Origin of the sequence: Nocardioides sp. YIM B13467, assembly GCF_042788075.1 — a bacterium.
GTDB lineage: Bacteria > Actinomycetota > Actinomycetes > Propionibacteriales > Nocardioidaceae > Nocardioides.
The window spans coordinates 2,133,410-2,151,901 of sequence record NZ_JBHZPJ010000046.1 but is presented as its reverse complement, the minus strand read 5'-3'; the positions used below and the strand labels follow the sequence as shown (position 1 = coordinate 2,151,901).

Here is an 18,492-nt window from a genome sequence, read left to right as displayed (position 1 = left end):
CAGACAGTATCGACATCATCGAGCGCGGCCGAGGACCTGGACCTCGGCCATGTTGAGCTCGGTCGGGGTCGGCGAGGACAGCCAGACCCTGACGTACCTCCCCTGCGCGGGCAGCTCGATATTCGTCGGTCGCCCGGCCTGGGCCGTCTCGTGGTGTGAGGTCACCGCAGGATCGGCCAGCGCCTGGGCCAAAGTGGCAGGAAACGGCGAGTCCGAGACCAGGACGTGGTAGTCGCGAAGGCGTTCGGCGCAGCAGTCCAGCCGGTTGTAGATCTTGACCGTCTCGAGCGAGAAGGACGCACCGAGGTCGACCTGCCACCATGGCTGCGCCTCGCTACCGGATGTGGTGCTGAAGTCGGAGGTGCTGCCGTTGATCGCCTTCTCCGCGCCGTAGGCCGAGGACCAGTCGGAGATCTGGGTGGCTGCCTTGCCCTCGGAGATGTTGCGCAGCGGCGGCAGCCCCAGCCAGGAGTCGTGTTCGGCGGCGACGTCCTCGATGAAGGCGTCCAGCACGCCGTCACCGATCATGACCAGACCCTCGACCCGGTTCTTGCCGGGCTCGGAGCGAATCTGCGAGGCCTCCTCGGCCAACGCCTCCATCCGCGACCGCGCGGCCGCGGCGGCGTCCTTGTCGTCGCGGCGTACGGCGTCGAGCACCGCGAGCGCCTCACCCATCGCCTTCGCCCACAGGTCGGTGGCCCGCAGATGCCGGTCGGCATCGGCGACGAACCCGTCCTCGACCCCGGCCCTGATGGTCGCGGGGGTGGAGGCCATCAGCCGCGCCGTGGGTCGCAGGTCCTTGATCGCGCTCTGCGGGCGGGCCGTCCACTTCTCCCAGAACGCATCGATGCGCGCGGCGAGCTCGGGTGACTGCGGAAGCCACAGGTCCGGCCCGAAGGTCGGAGCCGCATGATTGAGGTCGACGAACATCTCCACCGCCTCGGTCACCCGCGGATCGCCACCGGCGAGGTCGCGTGCGGCCTGGCGTGCGGAGGTCGCCCGGTCCCAGCCGAGGTCGTTCCAGGCGAAGTCCATCATCGTGAAGACGACCGGCTTGCTGGCGTACGCCTGGTTCATCGGGTTCGACACGATGCCCGCAAGATGCCCGGAGAGACCCGGTTCGCGATGGGCGTATGGGCCGAGGAGCAGCCGGCCGGCGGTCTGCCCGAAGTCGTTGACCGGGTAGTTGTCCCAGACGAACACCTTGCGGCCGAAGAGCTCGCGGGCGGCCGAGGCCTGGTCGACGGTGATCGCCGGGGGCACCACGTCCGTGCCGGTCCACATCACCTCGACCTCAGGGGCGAGATGCTCGCGCCAGGCCTGCTTGTAGGGCGTCTCGGTCAGGTCGCCGTACTGCGTCGGCACCGTCTGCAGCGGCTGGACCCCGTCGTGGGTCGCGACGAACGACTCCTGCAGCCAGCTCAGCAGCTCGGCCTGGGCACGACCGACGCTGGCCTGGGTCGCCTCCCCGTACGCCGCGGTGTCCTCCGCACAGTTGAACGAGAGCGCGATGTCGTCCAGCGGCAGCGAGAAGGCTCGTACCCCGATGTCGTACATCGCCTGGAACTTCTCCGTCAGCGCCGCCCGATCGCTCGTGCCGGTGTAGCAGACGGTGTTGCCGGGCGAGAGCGCGAAGGTGAACCGGACGTGGTTCGCAGTGGCCGCCGCCACGAGCTCGCGCAGCTCAGCCAGCTTTTCGGCCGGGTACGGCTCGCGCCAGCGCTCGCGGTGGTAGGGGTCGTCCTTGGGGGCGTAGATGTAGGTGTTGGCCTTGACCCGCCCGTAGAAGCCCAGCTGGTCGAGACGCTCGGCGTGGCTCCACGGCTTGCCGTAGAAGCCCTCGATGCTCCCGCGCAGCGGCATCCTCGGGGCGTCGCTCACCTCAGCGCCGGCGACCTTCCAGTCGTCGGCGGCCGCCACGAAGAGCTGGCGCAGCGTCTGGGCGGCGTAGAACTGGCCCGCCCGGTCGCGCCCGGCCAGTGTCACCGTGCCGACGCCGCCCGAGGAGGCGTCGGCCAGGACCGCGTAGCCCTCGGCATCGGCTGGGACCACCACGTCACCGAGCCCTTGACGTACGTCGCTGCGCTCCGCCGACCCGAGCAGCACCGTCAGCGGCGCCGTGCCGGTGGCGTCGGTGACCACGTCCAGACGCGTCGCTCCGTGCTCACGCAACAACCGGCTGGTCAGCTCCTGAGCCGGGGCGTCGGTGTCGTCGCCGACGACGAGCTCGACCCGCTCGGGAACCGGCACGTCCGAACCTGCCCGGGCCACCGACCGCGGCGTCGGTGAGATCGTCGGGAGCGGGTGTGCCGCTGCGCTCGTCGGCGCCGTGTCGGCGCCGGCCGAGGCCGGCCCCAGGGGCGATATCGCGGCCGTGGCCGCCAGCGCCGTGAGCCAGGCCGTGATCGTGACGGTTGTTCTCGAACGCTTACGCATGGCACGTCTCCCTCGCGAGAATGGGGTTCGCGAAGGACCTTAACCGATTNCCGGCGCGGTCACCGACAGCTGGATCTCGTCACCCAGGCACGCTGCCAGCGCGCGGCCGAACAGGGCCGTGCCGAGCCGGAGCCGGCTCGGCGGGCCGGTCACGACGCCGCGTACGTCGCTCTGCTCGGCGGTGTGCGGCGAGCGGAGCCGTGTCTGGTCGCCGAGGAAGAGGTCGACCTCGGCGTAGGCGGCCGCGTCGAGACCCGCGAGCAGATCGGCCTTGGCGAGGACCGCTCGGGTGACAGCCGGCTCCAGGCCGGCCAGCACGAGCCGGTGCGCCGGGTAGGTGGTGTCGCGGCCCAGCTCCTGCCCGGCGAGGGTGAGGGTGCCGTCGGCGATGCGCAGCTCGGCGGTGGCGATCGCGTCCAGGCGGTCGGCCAACGCGGCGGCGTCGGGCAGTGACAGGACCGCCCGGCCGCCATCGCCCTCGGCGGCCGCCGGCAGCTCCCGCACCGCCATCCAGTAGCGGTTGGTCGCCGCCACGTCCACGCCCGATCCACCGCTACCGCCGCCGACGTCGATCAGGACAGAAGCGAGCTCGGAGGCCGGGTCGGACTCGGCCGCGTGCCGCACCTGCCGGATCGCTGCGGCCAGCACGGGACCGGGCAGCTCGACGAGCGCCGGCCTCGCGGCAGGCCCGGCGTCGACGGCGGCCAGCACGCCGCGTACGGCCTCCTCGGCTCGCGCCGTGCGCGCGCTCTGGTCCTGGAGAAACTCCGCCAGCGCGGCCCTGGCCTCGCCGGCCGGCGAGTCGAGCACCACCCGCATCGTCTCGATCGGTACCCCGGCCTCCCGCATGCCCACGATCAGCCGGGCCCGGTCGGCGAGCTCGGGCGTGTAGTAGCGATAGCCCGTCCCGGAGTCGACCTCCGCCGGCACCAGCAACCCGCACTCGTCGTAATGCCGCAGCGCGCTCGCGGTCAGGCCCACCGCCCGCGCGAACGCCCCGATCGTCAACAGTGGCTCGTCCATGCCGCAACCATCGTCCTTCACGCGAGTTGAAGGTCAAGCCCCCGCCGAAGCGTCACTCCGGTCGGCGCTGCGCCCGCGCCGAGGCGTACACACACAGCGCGGCGGCGGTGGAGAGGTTGAGCGACTCGGCCTTGCCGAAGATCGGGATGCTCACGATCTCGTCGGCCTCGGCGGCGAGCTCGGGCGGGAGACCCCAGGCCTCGTTGCCCATCAGCCAGGCGGTGGGCCGAGCGAGGAGCGCGTCAGCACTGAACAGGTCGGCGGTGCCGTGCATGTCGGCGGCCAGGACGGTCAGGCCGGCGGCCTTGGCTGCCTTGACCGCGACCAGCGGGTCCCGCTCGATCGCGATCGGCAGGTGGAAGGCGGAGCCGACCGAGGCCCGGATGGTCTTGGCGTTGTAGAGGTCGACCGAGTCGCCGGCCAGGATCACCCCGGAAGCACCGGCGGCGTCGGCGCAGCGGATGACGGTGCCGGCGTTGCCGGGATCGCGTACGTCGGCACAGATCACCACGAGCGGGCCCGCGATCTCGCCGAGCGGCACATCGAGGAACCGGCACAGTGCCACCACCCCGGCGGGAGTCACCGAGTCGGAGAGGCCGGCCATCGCTCGGTCCTCGACCAGCGTGACCGGTTGGTCGGCCAGCACCGAGGCGTACGTCTCGGCTCCGGCCTCGGTCGCGAAGATCTCCTGCACGCAACCAGGGACCCCGAGCGCACCCTCGACCGCCTTCGGACCGTCGGCCAAGAAGACTCGCCGCTCCGAGCGAACCGCACGTCGCGCGAGCTTGCGGATCTCCTTGAGGCGCGAGTTCCCCGCGGACAGCTTCACGTTCTCCCCCGACTCATTCACTGACGAAGACTCCCACGTCCCAACAGAGAACGACGCCCCCAGCCCGGCACAGCGGCCGGTGGGGGCGTCGTTTCAAACGCAAGCTCAGGCGTTCGCCGGGGCGTTGACGTCCTCCGGCAGAGCAGCCTTCGCCTGGGCGACGATCGCGTTGAACGCGGCCACGTCGTTCACGGCGAGCTCGGCGAGGATCTTGCGGTCGACCTCGATGCCGGCCAGGTTGAGACCCTGGATGAAGCGGTTGTAGGTCATGCCCTCGGCACGCGCCGCGGCGTTGATCCGCTGGATCCACAGCTTGCGGAAGTTGCCCTTGTTCTTGCGGCGGTCGTTGTAGGAGTAGACCAGCGAGTGGGTGACCTGCTCCTTCGCCTTGCGGTAGAGGCGCGAGCGCTGGCCCCGGTAACCGGAGGCCCGCTCGAGGGTGGTGCGACGCTTCTTCGCAGCGTTCACTGCGCGCTTGACGCGTGCCATTTCAGTGCTCCTTGAATGCTCTGGGGAAAGTTCGGGTGATCAAACGGTCTCAGCGACCGAGCAGCTTCTTCGCGCGCTTCACGTCGGCGGGGGCGAGCTCCACCAGACCGGCGTTGCGACGGTGCTTCTTGCGCGAGCCGGTCGTCGGCGCGGAGGCGAACGCAGCGCCGGACTTACGGCCGGCCTGCAAGCGCTGGATCTTCCCGGAACCGGTCACCTTGAAGCGCTTCTTGGAACCGGAGTGGGTCTTGTTCTTCGGCATAGTTCTTCCTTCTCTCGTCGTCCGGCCGGTCACGGGGCGCCGCGGCGGCGGAAGTCAGTTGGGGTCTCGACAGGCTCGACCACCGGGTGGTGGCTACAGGTCGATGTCCGGGTCGAGGTTCTCCGAGCGGCGCTTGACCTTCGGAGTGGAGGCGGGACGGGCAGCGTTCGCAGCCGTACGCTCCGCCTTCTCGGCGGCCTCGTCGGCAGCGCGCTCGGCGGCCTTCTCCTCCTTGGCCTCCTTGGCCTCGACCTTGGCGTCGGCCTTCTTCTTGTGGGGGCCGAGCACCATGATCATGTTGCGGCCGTCCTGCTTCGGCGAGGACTCGACGAAGCCCAGCTCCTGGACGTCGTCGGCCAGCTGCTGCAGCAGGCGGAAGCCGAGCTCGGGACGGTGCTGCTCACGACCGCGGAACATGATCGTGATCTTCACCTTGTCCCCAGCGTTGAGGAACCGCACGACGTGACCCTTCTTGGTCTCGTAGTCGTGCTTGTCGATCTTCGGACGAAGCTTCATCTCCTTGATGATCACGTTCGTCTGGTTTCGACGGGCTTCACGGGCCTTCTGGGCGTTCTCGTACTTGAACTTCCCGTAGTCCATGAGCTTGCAGACCGGCGGCTTGCCCTGCGGGGCGATCTCGACGAGGTCGAGGTCGGCCTCCTGGGCCAGGCGCAGCGCGTCAGGGGTCGGCACGATGCCGACCGTCTCTCCGTTGGGACCAACGAGGCGGACCTCGGGAACCCGGATCCGGTCGTTGATACGAAGCTCAGTGCTGATGTGTCCTCCAGTTGTTGTGGCTGCGGAGGCTCTGGATCTCGGCTTCCGGGCCGCGTGCACGGGCGGTCCGGAAATCGAAAAAGGCTCCCGCTGGATTGTCACAAGCGGAAGCCAGTCAAGACGCTCACCCGCGAACGGGCTCGCACCACCTAATCCATTGACCCCTGGAATTCTGGGGCAATGTCTTCGGGACCGGACCCGACGACCTTTGTTGCCAGGCGGTCGATGCGGGTGGGAGAACGCTGTCGTGATCTCCGCTTGTTGGATCAAACCGACGGCGTACGTCGGCTGATCGGTCAACACGGAACACTACTGCAACATTCCCCGCTGTCCCAATCGTCAGGGTCGCACCCAGGCGGTACGCGGCCCGACGGTCGCCAGCTGCCAGCCCTCGGCCACCTTCTGCAGGTCATCGCCCTCGATCGCGAACGGGACCGGGCCGGCGAGATCGAGCACGAGCGCGTCGGCGCCGTCGTGGACGGCGGCCTGGGCTGCGTCCCGCAGCGAGACCGGAACCGGGCGGGCGTCGGCCTGCCACGCCTGCAGCGGCGCGGTGCCGGTGAACCCGAGCAGCGCCTGCCGCCCGTCGGCACCGGTGAGCAGCACGGTGGCCATGTCGGAGGTCTTGTCGTGGGCCAGACCGGCTTCGTCGACCTCGACCTCCCCGAGGACCGCGACGACCGGGACGAGCACCCGGGCAGCGGCCAGGGTGGTGAGCACATCGGCGTGCGTGGCCTGTCCCGCGGCGTACGACCTCATCACGGTCGCGACCTCAGGGCTGGTCTCGCCGGTGTCGCCGGGAAATGCCGTGCCGAGGAGTCGTTTGTCGTTCATCGCCTCCCCATTCAACAACAGAGCAACATCAGGGCCGATATCGGGGACAGTCCGGGTGCCATACGACCACGACGGTGGAAGACTGCAGGTATGGACCAAGGCGCCTACCTCGCACTAGCCGCCGCGCTCACCGTTCTGGGCGCGATCTGGACCTGGGTCGCGTTCCGACGGCGCGGCCTCGGAGCCGGTGTGAAGGCCGCGGGGTGGACGTTGCTCGCCCCTGCGGCTTACCTGACCGGTCTGCTGCGCGCAGGCGGCCGGATCGTCGACGCGGTCGCCGACTGGGCCGCGCGCCTGGTCTTCAGCCCGACCGTCTGGATCGGGTTCGGCATCGCCGCGCTCGCGATCGTGCTGATCTTCGTCGCCCGCCTCCTGCCCACCAAGGAGAAGCCGAGCCGAGCAGCCCGCAAGGCCGCCGCCGGTGCCGCGCCCGCCGGCTCGGCCGGCCCGGCCTCGGTCGCGGCTCCGAAGACTGCGAAGGGTCCGGTGGTCGACGACGATGACGACGACATGGCCGACGTCAACGACATCTTGAAGAAGTACGGCATCTCCTGAGTTGACCGACTCCGCTGATGGCCTCGGGCTCCGCTTCGGCGAGGCAGCTACCGACCTCCTCGCGATCGCGATGAGCCGTCCGGCCACCCTCGGCCCCGGACGTCTGATCTGCGTCGACGGGCCCGCCGGCTCCGGGAAGACGACGCTGGCCGCTGCCCTGGCCGACATGACGCAGGCGCCGGTGGTCCACATGGACGACTTGTACGCCGGCTGGGACGGCCTCACCGACGGCATCGCCCAGCTCGAGACGATCCTGCTTCCCCTCGTCGAGGGAGCCCCCGGTTCCTACCGCCGCTACGACTGGCACGCAGGCGAGTTCGGGGAGACCGTGCTGGTCCCACCGAGCCCGCTGCTCGTCATCGAGGGCGTCGGCAGCGGCGCCGCCGCGTACGACGGCTTCCGCACCTCCCTAGCCTGGGTCGACGCACCCGAGGAGGAGCGCCGGCGACGCGGCATCGACCGCGACGGCGAGACCTTCGCACCCCACTGGGACGCCTGGGCAGCGGCCGAGACCGAGCACTTCGCCCGCGACCTGACCGCCGCCCGCGCCGACATCATCGTGACGACCTGATCCCATCGGTCGAGCCGACGGGGTCAGGAGATCAACTCGTCCAGGCGGCTGGAGGCCGAAGCTGACCCGACCGGCCACCGGGACCGACCAGCCACCTCGATAGCCTGTGACCGTGCTGAGACCGAGTGGAGAGCAGTTCACGATCGACGGCGGGGGCTACTCCGCGACGGTGACGGAGAGTGGCGGCGCGCTGCGGCTGCTGTCCTACGAGGGGCGGGACCTGATCGCCGGGTTCGGCGACGACGAGCAGTCCAGCGGCGGCAAGGGTCAGCTGCTGGCGCCGTGGCCCAACCGGATCCGCGACGGCCGCTACGAGTTCGGCGGGAAGACCTACCAGCTCGGGCTCACCGAGGTCGCGCGCAACAACGCCTCCCACGGGCTGGTGCGCTGGTCGCAGTGGCTGCCCATCGACGAGGCCAAGGACTCGATCACCCTGGCCACCCGGTTGATGGCGCAGAGCGGCTATCCGTGGACGCTCGACCTCGAGGTGACGTACGCCATCGGGCCCGACGGGCTCACCGTGACCCAGTCGGCGACCAACCACGCCGACTCCCCCGCGCCCTACGCCGCCGGCGCGCACCCCTATCTCACCGTCGGGGCCGGTCCGGTCGACGAGTGGGCGCTCACCCTTCCGGCGCGGACGCGACTGCTCTCCGACCCCGAGCGCAAGCTGCCCACCGCGAGCGAGGCGACGGCGGGAACGGACTACGACTTCACCTCCGCCAAGCCCATCGGCGACGTGGTCCTCGACCACGCCTTCACCGATCTCGACCGTGGCGAGGACGGGCGGGCGACGGTCACGATCCAGGGCCCCGACGGCGGCGTCGCGCTCTGGGTCGACGAGCACCACCCGTGGCTGATGGTCTACAGCGCCGACGACCAGTCGCCGGCCCGCGGCGGTCTCGCCGTCGAGCCGATGACCGCTCCCCCGGACGCGTTCAACTCCGGCACCGATCTGGTCTCGCTCGCCCCCGACGAGCGCCTCGAGGTCACCTGGGGCATCACCGCGCTGCCATGACGCTGCTGACCGTCTCCGGACTCAGCAGGACCTACGGCGACCGCGCCGTCCTCGACGGGCTCGACCTCACCCTCGCGGCCGGCCGGGCGATCGCTCTGACCGGAACGAACGGGTCGGGGAAGTCGACACTGCTGCGTTGCGTGGCCGGGGCCGACGAGCCGACCACCGGCGAGGTGCTGCTGGACGGCAGGCCCTACGACGAGCGCTCTGCGCAGATGCGCCGCGACGTCGCCGCTCTGCTCGACGACCTGGACCTCTTCCCAGACCTCGCCGTGATCGAGCATCTCGACCTGGTCGCGCACGCCCATCGGGTCGAGGATCCCGAGGGCACCGTCGACGGAGTGCTGGACGAGGTCGGCCTCAACGACCAGGCCGACCAGCTGCCCGGGTCGCTCTCCTCGGGTCAGCGTCAGCGGCTCGCGCTCGCGCTCCTCCTGGTCCGGCCCCGCCGGCTGCTGCTCCTCGACGAGCCCGAACAGCGGCTCGACGCCGAGGGCGCCATCTGGCTCGCCGACCTGCTCCAACGGGAGAAGGAGGCCGGGGTCGGCATCCTCTTCGCCAGCCACCACCCGGCTCTTGTCGATGCCGTGGCCGACGACGTCGTACGCCTGGGCTCCTCCTCCGACGAAGCATGAGCACGGAGACACCGGCGCCGACGCCGGGTGAGATCCGCGGCCTGATCCGTGAGTGGCGTCGCGGTCACGTCACCGCACCCTGGGGTGAGGTGCTCTACCAGGCCTACCTCGCTCTCCTGACGGTCCTGATCTACGGCTCCGGGCTGGTCAGCGCGGTGGTCAATGCCGGGCAGGCGGTGGAGGGATGCACCACCGGGCCCTGCGTCGGCACCCGCGCCGCCGGACCGGTCCTTCTCGTGCTGATCTGGCTGGCCCTGGGCGCCGCGACGCTCCGGCTCCTGGGACCGCTCATGGTCTCGCCCGCGACCTCGGCGCTGGTGCTCTCCACGCCGGTGGATCGCGGCCGCTGGCTGGGACGGCAGTACGCGACGGTCCTGACGCTAGGAGCCCTCGCCGCTGCCGTCCCGGCCCTCCTCGCCGCCGTGACCGCGGGGTGGCCACTGCTCACCGGAGGCGCGCTGGCGCTCGCCTCAGCGCTGCTGGCGCCGGCGACGTACGCCGCCGGGACCGTCGCCCAGGCACGACCGGGGTCGGCATGGCGGATGGTCGGGCCGATGACCGCACTCGTCGCCCTGGCCGCGGTGGCGGCCGTGGCCGCCGGCGTCACGGCCCATCTGGCCCCGCCCGCGGACGTGCGGTGGTGGCTGGTGCCCGCTGTGCTCGCGCCGATGACCGCCGGGGCCGCGGTGCTCGCACGCCGTCGCCTCGGTGGCCTGCACCGTCGTGACCTGACTCGCGGGCATGGATTGGCCAACGGCCTCTCCGGCGCCCTCGCCGGGATGGACACCGCCCTCGCCTACGACGTCGTACTCCAGCACACCAGCAGCCAGCGTGCCGTCGTCCGGGCGCGGCGCCTCCGGGGTCCTCGCGGGCCGCTCGCGCTCGTCACCGCCGACCTGGTCCGACTGCGGCGGGCGCCGCTGCGCGTCCTGGCGCCCGCCGTCGCGGTGGTGCCTGCGTACGCCCTGGCGCAGGCGGGCGCGGGTGCGCTGGTCGTGCCGGTGATGGTGGTGCTCGGCTTCGGGGCGGCCATCCCGCTCGGCGCCGGGCTGCGGGTGCTGTCGCGCTCGAGCAGTCTCGCACGGCTGCTGGGCGCCTCCTCCTGGCAGCTGCGGCTCGGCACGCTGGTGGTGCCGGCGGTGCTGCTGATGTCGTACGGGCTGGGCTGTCTGTGGGCGCTGCCACACCCACTGCTGGCGCCAGCGATCGGGCTCGGCGCACTGGCCACGCTCACTCGGTGGCTGGTCGCTCCCCCACCCGACTATGCCTCCGCGATGGTCTCGACGCCGATGGGGGCGATGCCGGTCTCGCTGTTCGGCAACGCGGTGCGCGGCTTCGACATCGCCGGGCTGGTGAGCATCCCGGCGCTGTTCGCCCCCGACGCCCTCGGCGCCACCGTCTCGATGGCGATCTCGGTCGTGACGCTCGGGGTGCTCGTCGGCCGCCGCTGAGCCGGCTCAGCGGTCACATTCCAGTAGCCCCAGATCGAACTCCTCGGCCATCGCCGCATAGCCGGCGTCGCCGGGGTGGAGGTGGTCCCCGGAGTCGTACGCCGGCAGGAACCGCGCCGGTCGCTCGGGGTCACGCGTGGCCGCGTCGAAGTCGACGATGCCGTCGAACTCGCCGGAGGTCCGGATCCACTCGTTGACCGCGACCCGCACCCGGTCGCGCGCGGGGGTGTAGCGGCTGCCGCCCTCGTACGGGGTCAGGGTGGCACCGACGACGCACACGTCCTCGGCGTGCGCCTGCGCGATCAGATCGCGGTAGGCCACGATCAGGTCGGAGGCCTCGTCGGCGTCGTCCCACCGGATGTCGTTGATCCCCTCCAGGAGCACGACCGTGGAGACGCCGGGCTGGTCCAGGACGTCTCGCCGGAAGCGGTCCAGACCGCGCTGGCCACCGGTGCTGTCGACGAGCACGCGGTTGGCGGAGATGCCTTCGTTCATCACCCCGAACCGGTCGGCGTACGTGCTCGCCGCCACCCGGTCGGCCAGCACGTCGGGGTAGCGCCGGTTGGCTCCGACGGTGGAGCCGTTGCCGTCGGTGATCGAGTCACCGAAGAGCACCACGGTCTTGACCCGGCGCGGCTTCTCGACCACGACGCTCTCGACCCAGTACCAGCTGGAGATCTCCGTCGTGAACGCCGCTCCCGACTCCTCGCCGGCCACGTCCGCGCCCGCTGTCCCGGAGACGTAGGAGGTCTGCGTGGCCACGTCGTGCCCGGTGATCGGGCCGCTCTCGCCGACGACATGGAAGCTCACCGCGAGGGTCGTATCGGCCGGCACCGTCGCGTCGACCGGGTCGCTGAGCACCTCGGTGCCGGGGGCGACGGTGACCTCATCGGCCCCGTCGAAGGTCAGCGGGCGGTTCGTGCCGGACACCACCGAGGCTCCGTCCCCGGCCAGACCGAGGTGTGCCGAGGCGAAGGTCACCGGACGGTCGCCGAACACGTTGGAGAGGGTGATGCGTACGCCGGAGCCACCCAGCGAGGTGTGCACCAGGTTGCGCACCGACCGGTCCGCCAGGCCGGCGGCGCCGGTCGCACCACCCACCTCGTCGGCCGAGGCACCCCAGGTGCCGACCGGATGCACCGGCGCGGCCTGGGCCGGCACGGTCGAGACCAGAGTGAGGACAGCCGCCAGCGCCGCGAGAGCACGAGTCCATGAGATCACGCAGACACGTTAAGCCGCCACGGACGCCGCGATCAGAGGTTCGGGCGAGTCTTCCCCGAAGCGTAGTAAGTGGTTCGCCGGCGGGTCGCTGCTAGGACAGCTCTTCGGCCAGCGTGCGCAGCGTGCGTACGGCCTTCTTCGACGAGCCCCCGTCGGAGGCCTGGATGCCGAGGACGGAGATGTTGTGGCCCGATGCCAGGTCGATGTTGGGCCAGGGCGCGCCACGCGGGAAGTTGATCGCGAGGACCTCGGCCCACTCCAGGTCACGGCGCTTGTAGCCGTTGACCACGGTCAGACCGTCCTCACGGGCGACCACCCGCGACCGAGTCACCGCGTGCACGCAGGTCAGGATCAGCAGGCCGACGAAGCCGAAGGTGAGCCGTTCGAACATGGTCACCTGCGCCTTGATCTCGGGCGTGAACCCGACCCAGACCATCGTGCACATGATCGCCAGAGCGGCCACGAGGAACCAGCCCATGACGCGCGCCCCGAGCGGGCGCCAGGTGTGCGGCAGCTTCACCGGCAGGTCAGATCCGGCAGGCATTGATCTCCGTCAGCAAGATCGCGCGGGCGCCCACGGCGTACAGGTCGTCCATCAGCTTCTGCGAACCGGCACGCGGCACCATCGCGCGGACGGCGACCCAGCCCTCGCGGTGCAGCGGGCTGACCGTCGGCCCCTCGAGGCCGGGCGTCATCGCGGAGGCCTCGGAGAGGTCCTCGGCGCGAATGTCGTAGTCCATCATGACGTAGCTGCGCGCGATCAGGACGCCGTCCAGACGGCGCTTGAACGTCTCGTACGCCTCCGGCAGCTGCGTCGAAGCGGAGCCCGAGACATCCAGGCCGCCGGATCGGGTGATCACCACGGCCTCGGAGCGCATGATCGGCTCGCCGAAGATCTCCAGGCCGGCCTGTCGCATCGTGGAGCCGGTCTCGACCACGTCGGCGATCGCGTCGGCGACACCGAGCTGGATCGACGTCTCGACGGCGCCGTCGAGCCGGGTGACGCTCGCGTCGATCCCCTCGCGCTCCAGGTAGGCGGAGACGACCCCGACGTAGGAGGTCGCGATCCGCTTGCCGCGCAGCTCCTCGGCCGAGGTGAAGGCGCCGGCGCGGCCGGCGAAGTGGAACCGGCTTCGGCCGAAGCCGAGCCCGATGACCTCGTCGGCCTTGGCGCCGGAGTCGAGGAGCAGGTCGCGGCCGGTGATGCCGATGTCGAGGGTGCCTTCGCCGACGTAGAGCGCGATGTCGCGCGGGCGCAGGTAGAAGAACTCGACGCCGTTCTCCTCGTCGATGAGGGTCAGGCGCTTGGAGTCGTCGCGCTGGCGGTAGCCCGCCTCGCGCAGCAGCTCGGAGGCCGCGACGGAGAGCGAGCCCTTGTTGGGCACGGCGATCCGGAGAAGCTTTTCATCGGTTGTCATGAGGGTTCCCCTACAGGTGTGAGTAGACGTCGTCGATCGAGATCCCGCTGGCGAGCATGAGCACCTGGGCGTGGTAGAGCAGCTGGGAGATCTCCTCCGCGGTCGCTTCCTTGCCCTCGTACTCGGCCGCCATCCAGGACTCGGCGGCCTCCTCGACCAGCTTCTTCCCGATCGCATGGACCCCGGCGTCGAGCTGTGCCACGGTGCCGGATCCTTCAGGTCGGGTCCGGGCCTTCTCACTCAGCTCGGCCCAGAGCTCGTCGAACGTCTTCACGAGCGTCAAGCCTAGGCCGTACGCGACCCGGCCCCCGAATCGTCTCACCGAGCCGATAGCAGTCCTGCTATGGACAGTCATAGCAGAACTGCGATATCTTCGATTTCATGAGCACCGACGACGAGGACACCGCGTTCTACGTCGGGATCGCCGCGCAGGTCACCGAGCACCGGGTCGCACGGGGCCTCTCCCAGCGCGAGCTCGCCGAGCTCTGCGGCACGACCCAGTCGGCGATCGCTCGGCTGGAGTCCGGGTCTCGCCCGCCCAAGATCGACACCCTTCTCCGGGTAGCAGCCGCCCTCGACTGCCGCCTCGAGGTCGGCTTCCACGCCCGCACCCGAGCCCACAGGAGCACGCCATGAAGACCCCCATCTCCGCCGATGAGGTCGAGTCGACCCGCAGCGAGCGGTTCCTGGCGGTCGCACTGACCGCCTTCCTGCTCGTCGGCACCGTCTGGTTCTACGTCAAGGTCGCCGACTGGTGGCCGCTCTACATGGACTGGGACCAGTGCAACAACGGCCAGACGGCGTGCGAGATCCCCGGCCACGAGGCGATCCAGATCGGGATCCGCCTCGGCTTCATCATCCTGCTCTGCCTGGTCGGATTCTGGGTCCTCTACCGGCTGCGCCGCAGCGGCTCCCGCTTCCTCCCGCTCGGCTTCGCGCTCGCCGCGACCGGGGTGATCATGGCCCTGGTCTTCGCCTTCCACTACACCTTCGAGTACGCCGACTTCGGCCCGCTCATCCTGTCGCTGTTCGGCGCCGCGGCCACCGTCGGTGTGTTCGTCGCCGTCCAGCGGCTCCTGGCCAAGCGGATCCCGGCCATGCGCGTACGCAAGGGCGACTGCCCGTACTGCGGCTATCCGGTTCGCGGCAAGCACTGCGAGGGCTGCGGTCGCGAGACCATCGCCCCGTGCGCGACCTGCGAGGCAGACCGTCGGGTCGGCTCCATCCACTGTGTGGCCTGCGGGGCGGAGTAACCCTCAACCTCAGGGTCAGGGTATGACCGGGCGTACGGTCGCACGGTGCAGCTTCATGAACTCGACGTAGCCGGGCGCGTTGAGCTCGAGGATCGCCGCGGGGTTGGTGTCGGGCTCGATCGTGCCGCGGATCTTCGCCGGCACGCCCATCACCAGGCTGTGGTCGGGCACCTCGGTCCCCTCGACCACCATCGCGCCAGCGGCGATCAGGCAGCCGTCGCCGATGACCACGGCGTCGGAGACCACTGCCCCGTTGCCGATCAGCGACCCGGTCCCGATCCGGTCGCCGTGCACCACGCAGCCGTGCGCGACCGTGCTGTGCGGGCCCATCTCCAGCGAGGAGCCGGGGCGTACGTGCAGCACCGAGTTGTCCTGCACGTTGGAACCTTCGCCGATGATGATCGGCCCGACGTCGGCACGCAGCACGGCGCCGTACCAGACACTGGCGTTCGGCCCGAGGCGTACGTCACCGATCAGCGTCGCTGTCGGCGCCACCCAGGCGTCGGGATGGATCTGCGGACTCTTGCCGTCGAATTCGAAGATGTTCATCGACGCAGATCCTAGGCGTGCGCGCCGTCGGGGCTGACGTGGAGGACCACGCTGGTCAGCCGCGGCAGTGCCTCCAGGAGATGCTCCTCGGCGTGGTGGGCGATGTCGTGCCCGGCGGAGACGGGCAGCTCGGCTGGGACGGTGATGTCGCCGTCGGCGTGGAGGGTGTGCCCGATCCACCGCAGCCTCAGGCTGCGGACCTCGAGCACACCTTCGACCGTGCCGAGCGCCTCCCTCGCCCTGCGTACGTCATCAGGAGTGACCGCGTCCATCAGCCGCGCGCCGACCTGCTTGAGCGCCGAGCGCAGCACGCCGAGGATCGCGATGGCGATGAGCAGCCCGATCACCGGGTCGGCCCACGGCATCCCGACCGCGACCCCGGCAGCACCGAACACCACCGCCAGCGAGGTGAAGCCGTCCGTACGCGCGTGGAGCCCGTCCGCGACCAGAGCGGCCGAGCCGATCTGGCGGCCCACCCGAATCCGGTAGCGCGCGACGATCTCGTTGCCCAGGAACCCGACCACCCCCGCCGCCGCGACCGCCCAGACGTGCTCGACCTCGCGCGGATGGAAGAGCCGGTCGATGGCCTCCCAGCCGGCGAGGATGCTGGAGAGGGCGATCATGGCGACAACGAAGAGACCCGCGAGGTCCTCCGCCCGGCCGTACCCGTAGGTGAACCGGTCGTTGGCCGGACGCCGAGCGAGCCAGAACGCCACCAGCAACGGCACCGCCGTCAGCGCGTCGGCAACATTGTGGAGCGTGTCCCCCAGCAGCGCCACCGACCCGGTCAGGCTCACGACGACTGCCTGCAGTCCCGCCGTCAGCGCGAGGACACCGAGACTGATCCACAGCGCCCGCCGGCCGCGTACGTCAGCCTCCAACGCCTCGTCGACCTGATCCGCCGCGTCGTGGGAGTGAGCCCCGAAGACGTCCGAGGCCGCATGCCGGACCCGGGCCCACCGCCCGTCGTGCGCGTGGCTGTGGTCATGACCATGACCGTGGCCGTGGCTGTCGTGGGCATGGTCGCGTGGGTGATCGCGCAGCGTATGCGTCATACCGACTCCTCCCCCGACCGGTGATGCGCCGGGACCTGGTCCAGGAGATGCTCCACATGCCCGATCGTGTCGAGGACCAATTGGCGCACATGCCCGTTCTCGACCCGGTAGAGCACCGAGGTCCCCTCCTTCCGCGTCGTCACCAGCCGAGCCATCCGCATCTTCGCCAGATGCTGCGAGACCCCCGGCACCGGCTTGTCCAGCATCGAGGCCAGCTCGGAGACGGACCGCTCCTCATCCAGCAACAGCCCCGCCATCTGGAGGCGCGTCGGATCAGCCAGCATCCGCAGCACCTCGACGGCAAGAGTGACGACGTCGTCCTCCCACACCGGAGGTTGCGTATTTGCATGCATGCGCAAATTATAGGCGTATCGTCGCACGTATGCACCCGCTACCGCGGATGTGAGGCAGATGCGCCGACTCGGCCTGGCCAAGCGGAGGTCGTCCGCTCGGCGGTGCGGTGAATCGCTGCGATCGGTCGGCTTATGTGCGTCTGGTGAAGCGGATGTCGCCGTTGGGGAGGCGCTCATAGAGGTATGCGGTGTCGTGGGCGCGGTGGTGGTGATGGGAGCAGAGGAGGGCGGCGTTGTCGAGGTCAGTTGGACCGCCTTGGGCCCATTCGATCCAGTGGTGGGCTTCGGCCCAGGTGCCGGGGATGTCGCAGCCCTCGGCCTCACAGGTCGCCGATCGGAGTAGGAGGGCGCGGCGTTGGGCGGCGGTGAAGAAGCGTTCCTTGCGCCCGAGGTCGAGGACCTCGGAATCGCCGCCGAGGACGGCGGGGATGATGCCTGCGGTGCAGGCCAGCCGCCGGGCCTCAGCGGAGGTGATCGGGGTGCCGCCGAGGATGTGGGCGATGCCGGCCTCGTTGCGGAGCTGGTCGAGGTCGATGGTGACGATCACGGTGGTGGCGTCCCCGCCGTGGATCGGGAGCCGGGTGGGGTCGAGGGTTTCGAGCATGTGGCAGAACGCCCGGCCCAGGCGGCGGTGGTAGGGGAGGTAGTCGCCGGTGTCGGTGCGGGTGCCGTCGTCGCGGCGGGGTGAGGCGAACGCTTCGAGGTTGGTCGCGAGCCTGTCCGCGGCCGCATCCGGGATGACCGCGGTGATGCGGGTGGTGCCGTCCCCGAGGCGCCGCATGGTCAGCCGGGTCTTCTTCCGCGCGTGGGCCTCCTCGGCGGCGAGGCGTCGGGCTTCCTCGGCCTCGGCGATCTCGGGGGCGATGACGTCCAGGATCCGGCGGCCCAGGCGGCGCAGTTGGGTGGGGTCGAACCGGGTCGCGTAGGCGACCAGGGCCTCTTCGGCCTTCACCTTGATCTCAGGGTCGAGATCGGCCGGGAGGTCGTCGAGGGCATCGACGATGACGTGGGCCTGGGCAGGGTTGCAGTCGCCACGGCGCATCGCGGCCGCGACCAGCCCGTAGGAACGGTCCAGGGCCTCAGCGAGCCGGAGGTCGGCGCGCAGGGTCTCGGGGCGTTGATGGGTGTGGTGATGCAACCACGCCGCCACATCCCGAGCGGCACTGTCCGCGGCGACGTCGTCAGCGGCCGCGATCACCCGGAGTTCGAGCTCAGCCAGCTGCGCCTTGGCCCGGGCGATCTCCACCAGGGTGGCGGCCTTCTGATCGGTGGCCATGAACGCCGGATTCGCCTCAGAGACCAGACCAAGGGAGGCNGTACGAGACCACCCTGGCCAACCCCTACATCGCCGCCGAACGCGGCTACATCGACGCCGTCATCCCACCCCACGAAACCCGCACCGAAGTCACCCGCGCCCTCCGGCTACTGCGCACCAAACGCGAGACCCTGCCCGCCAAGAAGCACGGGAACATCCCGCTGTGACCACCCCCGAAAACCCGACACCCGAGCAGAAGGCCGAGCCGACAACCGAGCAGAAGGCCGAGCAGAAGCCCCTGCTCAAGGTCATCGACCAACACGCCACCCCCGAAGACATCGCCGCGATCGTGGCCGTCTTCGCAGCCCTCGGCACAGCCGAGCCCCCCAAGAAGAAGCCCCGCTCCCTGTGGGCCACCCCCCAGCTGCGTACCCCGCTCCACCCCGGCCCCGGCGCCTGGCGCGCCAGCGGCCTGCCTCACTGACGAGGACCGCAATGTCATGATCGC

23 protein-coding genes and 1 pseudogene are annotated in these 18,492 nt (G+C 70.3%); 9 read left to right on the top strand and 15 right to left on the bottom strand.

Annotated features, from left to right (window positions below; all coding sequences use genetic code 11):
- Window positions 1-15: 15 nt before the first annotated feature.
- The 7 genes from ACFX43_RS17410 to ACFX43_RS17380 all read right to left on the bottom strand — a co-directional run bounded on the left by ACFX43_RS17410 (window position 16) and on the right by ACFX43_RS17380 (window position 6,650).
- The gene (locus ACFX43_RS17410; protein ID WP_378830493.1) at window positions 16-2,436 is read right to left on the bottom strand and encodes a beta-N-acetylglucosaminidase domain-containing protein; all 2,421 of its coding nucleotides are present in this window, start codon (window positions 2,434-2,436) and stop codon (window positions 16-18) included.
- 39 nt (window positions 2,437-2,475) lie between these two features.
- Window positions 2,476-3,459 carry a MerR family transcriptional regulator gene (locus tag ACFX43_RS17405; RefSeq protein WP_378830484.1) on the bottom strand — a complete coding sequence of 328 codons (984 nt, stop codon included), beginning with the start codon at window positions 3,457-3,459 and terminating at the stop codon, window positions 2,476-2,478.
- A gap of 52 nt (window positions 3,460-3,511) precedes the next feature.
- A complete protein-coding gene (locus ACFX43_RS17400; protein ID WP_378830477.1) occupies window positions 3,512-4,309 on the bottom strand; it encodes a TrmH family RNA methyltransferase in 798 nt (265 codons plus the stop codon).
- A gap of 84 nt (window positions 4,310-4,393) precedes the next feature.
- Window positions 4,394-4,777, bottom strand: a complete 384-nt coding sequence (rplT, locus tag ACFX43_RS17395) for a 50S ribosomal protein L20 (protein WP_160023841.1) — start codon at window positions 4,775-4,777, stop codon at window positions 4,394-4,396.
- Window positions 4,778-4,826: 49 nt separating this feature from the next.
- Window positions 4,827-5,039: a 50S ribosomal protein L35 gene (locus ACFX43_RS17390; protein ID WP_008359371.1), complete on the bottom strand. Its 213-nt coding sequence runs from the start codon at window positions 5,037-5,039 to the stop codon at window positions 4,827-4,829.
- 93 nt (window positions 5,040-5,132) lie between these two features.
- A complete protein-coding gene (infC, locus tag ACFX43_RS17385) occupies window positions 5,133-5,876 on the bottom strand; it encodes a translation initiation factor IF-3 (protein ID WP_378830459.1) in 744 nt (247 codons plus the stop codon).
- 279 nt (window positions 5,877-6,155) lie between these two features.
- The gene (locus ACFX43_RS17380) at window positions 6,156-6,650 is read right to left on the bottom strand and encodes an SseB family protein (RefSeq protein WP_160023843.1); all 495 of its coding nucleotides are present in this window, start codon (window positions 6,648-6,650) and stop codon (window positions 6,156-6,158) included.
- A gap of 90 nt (window positions 6,651-6,740) precedes the next feature.
- Between ACFX43_RS17380 and ACFX43_RS17375 the strand changes: the two genes are divergently transcribed.
- The 5 genes from ACFX43_RS17375 (at window position 6,741) to ACFX43_RS17355 (ending at window position 10,880) form a co-directional block, all read left to right on the top strand.
- On the top strand, window positions 6,741-7,205 hold the full coding sequence (locus ACFX43_RS17375) for a hypothetical protein (RefSeq protein WP_378830450.1): 465 nt from the start codon (window positions 6,741-6,743) through the stop codon (window positions 7,203-7,205).
- 1 nt (window position 7,206) lies between these two features.
- Entirely contained in the window at window positions 7,207-7,776 is a 570-nt protein-coding gene (locus ACFX43_RS17370; protein ID WP_378830446.1) for a 4-amino-4-deoxy-L-arabinose transferase, read from the top strand.
- Window positions 7,777-7,888: 112 nt separating this feature from the next.
- Window positions 7,889-8,794: an aldose 1-epimerase family protein gene (locus ACFX43_RS17365; RefSeq protein WP_378830440.1), complete on the top strand. Its 906-nt coding sequence runs from the start codon at window positions 7,889-7,891 to the stop codon at window positions 8,792-8,794.
- Entirely contained in the window at window positions 8,791-9,429 is a 639-nt protein-coding gene (gene ccmA / locus ACFX43_RS17360) for a heme ABC exporter ATP-binding protein CcmA (protein ID WP_378830436.1), read from the top strand. The genes ACFX43_RS17365 and ccmA overlap by 4 nt, the downstream gene beginning before the upstream one ends.
- Complete coding sequence (locus ACFX43_RS17355; protein WP_378830431.1) at window positions 9,426-10,880, top strand: DUF6297 family protein; 1,455 nt, start codon at window positions 9,426-9,428, stop codon at window positions 10,878-10,880. The genes ccmA and ACFX43_RS17355 overlap by 4 nt, the downstream gene beginning before the upstream one ends.
- Window positions 10,881-10,886: 6 nt before the next feature.
- Here ACFX43_RS17355 and ACFX43_RS17350 read toward each other — a convergent pair whose 3' ends face one another.
- The 4 genes from ACFX43_RS17350 to ACFX43_RS17335 form a co-directional block, all read right to left on the bottom strand.
- Window positions 10,887-12,101: an SGNH/GDSL hydrolase family protein gene (locus ACFX43_RS17350; protein WP_378830427.1), complete on the bottom strand. Its 1,215-nt coding sequence runs from the start codon at window positions 12,099-12,101 to the stop codon at window positions 10,887-10,889.
- A 91-nt stretch (window positions 12,102-12,192) separates the two neighbouring features.
- Window positions 12,193-12,645 (bottom strand): PH domain-containing protein, encoded by a 453-nt coding sequence (locus tag ACFX43_RS17345; protein WP_378830422.1) that lies wholly within the window; start codon window positions 12,643-12,645, stop codon window positions 12,193-12,195.
- Window positions 12,629-13,519, bottom strand: coding sequence for an ATP phosphoribosyltransferase (gene hisG / locus ACFX43_RS17340; protein ID WP_378830417.1), 891 nt, complete (start codon window positions 13,517-13,519; stop codon window positions 12,629-12,631). Before hisG ends, ACFX43_RS17345 begins: the two co-directional genes overlap by 17 nt.
- Before the next feature lie 10 nt (window positions 13,520-13,529).
- Window positions 13,530-13,793, bottom strand: a complete 264-nt coding sequence (locus ACFX43_RS17335) for a phosphoribosyl-ATP diphosphatase (protein WP_008359350.1) — start codon at window positions 13,791-13,793, stop codon at window positions 13,530-13,532.
- 107 nt (window positions 13,794-13,900) lie between these two features.
- Here ACFX43_RS17335 and ACFX43_RS17330 point away from each other — a divergent pair, with 107 nt between their 5' ends.
- A complete protein-coding gene (locus ACFX43_RS17330) occupies window positions 13,901-14,155 on the top strand; it encodes a helix-turn-helix transcriptional regulator (protein WP_355017193.1) in 255 nt (84 codons plus the stop codon).
- Window positions 14,152-14,772 carry a hypothetical protein gene (locus ACFX43_RS17325; RefSeq protein WP_378830400.1) on the top strand — a complete coding sequence of 207 codons (621 nt, stop codon included), beginning with the start codon at window positions 14,152-14,154 and terminating at the stop codon, window positions 14,770-14,772. Before ACFX43_RS17330 ends, ACFX43_RS17325 begins: the two co-directional genes overlap by 4 nt.
- Window positions 14,773-14,787: 15 nt before the next feature.
- On the opposite strand, the gene ACFX43_RS17320 is transcribed toward ACFX43_RS17325, so the two are convergent.
- The 4 genes from ACFX43_RS17320 to ACFX43_RS17305 all read right to left on the bottom strand — a co-directional run bounded on the left by ACFX43_RS17320 (window position 14,788) and on the right by ACFX43_RS17305 (window position 18,005).
- A complete protein-coding gene (locus tag ACFX43_RS17320) occupies window positions 14,788-15,321 on the bottom strand; it encodes a gamma carbonic anhydrase family protein (RefSeq protein WP_378830397.1) in 534 nt (177 codons plus the stop codon).
- An 11-nt stretch (window positions 15,322-15,332) separates the two neighbouring features.
- Window positions 15,333-16,376 carry a cation diffusion facilitator family transporter gene (locus ACFX43_RS17315; RefSeq protein ID WP_378830389.1) on the bottom strand — a complete coding sequence of 348 codons (1,044 nt, stop codon included), beginning with the start codon at window positions 16,374-16,376 and terminating at the stop codon, window positions 15,333-15,335.
- Window positions 16,373-16,729, bottom strand: coding sequence for an ArsR/SmtB family transcription factor (locus ACFX43_RS17310; protein ID WP_378830383.1), 357 nt, complete (start codon window positions 16,727-16,729; stop codon window positions 16,373-16,375). Before ACFX43_RS17310 ends, ACFX43_RS17315 begins: the two co-directional genes overlap by 4 nt.
- A gap of 130 nt (window positions 16,730-16,859) precedes the next feature.
- Window positions 16,860-18,005 carry a DUF222 domain-containing protein gene (locus tag ACFX43_RS17305; RefSeq protein ID WP_378830377.1) on the bottom strand — a complete coding sequence of 382 codons (1,146 nt, stop codon included), beginning with the start codon at window positions 18,003-18,005 and terminating at the stop codon, window positions 16,860-16,862.
- A gap of 35 nt (window positions 18,006-18,040) precedes the next feature.
- Between ACFX43_RS17305 and ACFX43_RS17300 the strand changes: the two are divergent.
- Both ACFX43_RS17300 and ACFX43_RS17295 read left to right on the top strand, forming a co-directional pair.
- Window positions 18,041-18,211: pseudogene (locus tag ACFX43_RS17300) on the top strand (carboxyl transferase domain-containing protein); the annotation flags it as partial.
- Entirely contained in the window at window positions 18,208-18,468 is a 261-nt protein-coding gene (locus ACFX43_RS17295; RefSeq protein ID WP_378830373.1) for an acyl-CoA carboxylase epsilon subunit, read from the top strand. The pseudogene ACFX43_RS17300 and the gene ACFX43_RS17295, both read left to right, overlap by 4 nt.
- Window positions 18,469-18,492: the final 24 nt, after the last annotated feature.

What these genes read in the sequence shown, in the direction of transcription:
- ACFX43_RS17325 (WP_378830400.1), top strand. Translation starts at nt 14,152, where the DNA reads ATGAAGACCCCCATCTCCGCCGATGAGGTCGAGTCGACCCGCAGCGAG.
- ACFX43_RS17375 (WP_378830450.1), top strand. Translation starts at nt 6,741, where the DNA reads ATGGACCAAGGCGCCTACCTCGCACTAGCCGCCGCGCTCACCGTTCTG.
- ACFX43_RS17310 (WP_378830383.1), bottom strand. Translation starts at nt 16,729, where the DNA reads ATGCATGCAAATACGCAACCTCCGGTGTGGGAGGACGACGTCGTCACT.
- ACFX43_RS17380 (WP_160023843.1), bottom strand. Translation starts at nt 6,650, where the DNA reads ATGAACGACAAACGACTCCTCGGCACGGCATTTCCCGGCGACACCGGC.
- ACFX43_RS17355 (WP_378830431.1), top strand. Translation starts at nt 9,426, where the DNA reads ATGAGCACGGAGACACCGGCGCCGACGCCGGGTGAGATCCGCGGCCTG.
- ACFX43_RS17410 (WP_378830493.1), bottom strand. Translation starts at nt 2,436, where the DNA reads ATGCGTAAGCGTTCGAGAACAACCGTCACGATCACGGCCTGGCTCACG.
- ACFX43_RS17330 (WP_355017193.1), top strand. Translation starts at nt 13,901, where the DNA reads ATGAGCACCGACGACGAGGACACCGCGTTCTACGTCGGGATCGCCGCG.
- rplT (WP_160023841.1), bottom strand. Translation starts at nt 4,777, where the DNA reads ATGGCACGCGTCAAGCGCGCAGTGAACGCTGCGAAGAAGCGTCGCACC.
- ACFX43_RS17390 (WP_008359371.1), bottom strand. Translation starts at nt 5,039, where the DNA reads ATGCCGAAGAACAAGACCCACTCCGGTTCCAAGAAGCGCTTCAAGGTG.
- ccmA (WP_378830436.1), top strand. Translation starts at nt 8,791, where the DNA reads ATGACGCTGCTGACCGTCTCCGGACTCAGCAGGACCTACGGCGACCGC.
- hisG (WP_378830417.1), bottom strand. Translation starts at nt 13,519, where the DNA reads ATGACAACCGATGAAAAGCTTCTCCGGATCGCCGTGCCCAACAAGGGC.
- ACFX43_RS17320 (WP_378830397.1), bottom strand. Translation starts at nt 15,321, where the DNA reads ATGAACATCTTCGAATTCGACGGCAAGAGTCCGCAGATCCATCCCGAC.
- ACFX43_RS17315 (WP_378830389.1), bottom strand. Translation starts at nt 16,376, where the DNA reads ATGACGCATACGCTGCGCGATCACCCACGCGACCATGCCCACGACAGC.
- ACFX43_RS17305 (WP_378830377.1), bottom strand. Translation starts at nt 18,005, where the DNA reads ATGGCCACCGATCAGAAGGCCGCCACCCTGGTGGAGATCGCCCGGGCC.
- ACFX43_RS17345 (WP_378830422.1), bottom strand. Translation starts at nt 12,645, where the DNA reads ATGCCTGCCGGATCTGACCTGCCGGTGAAGCTGCCGCACACCTGGCGC.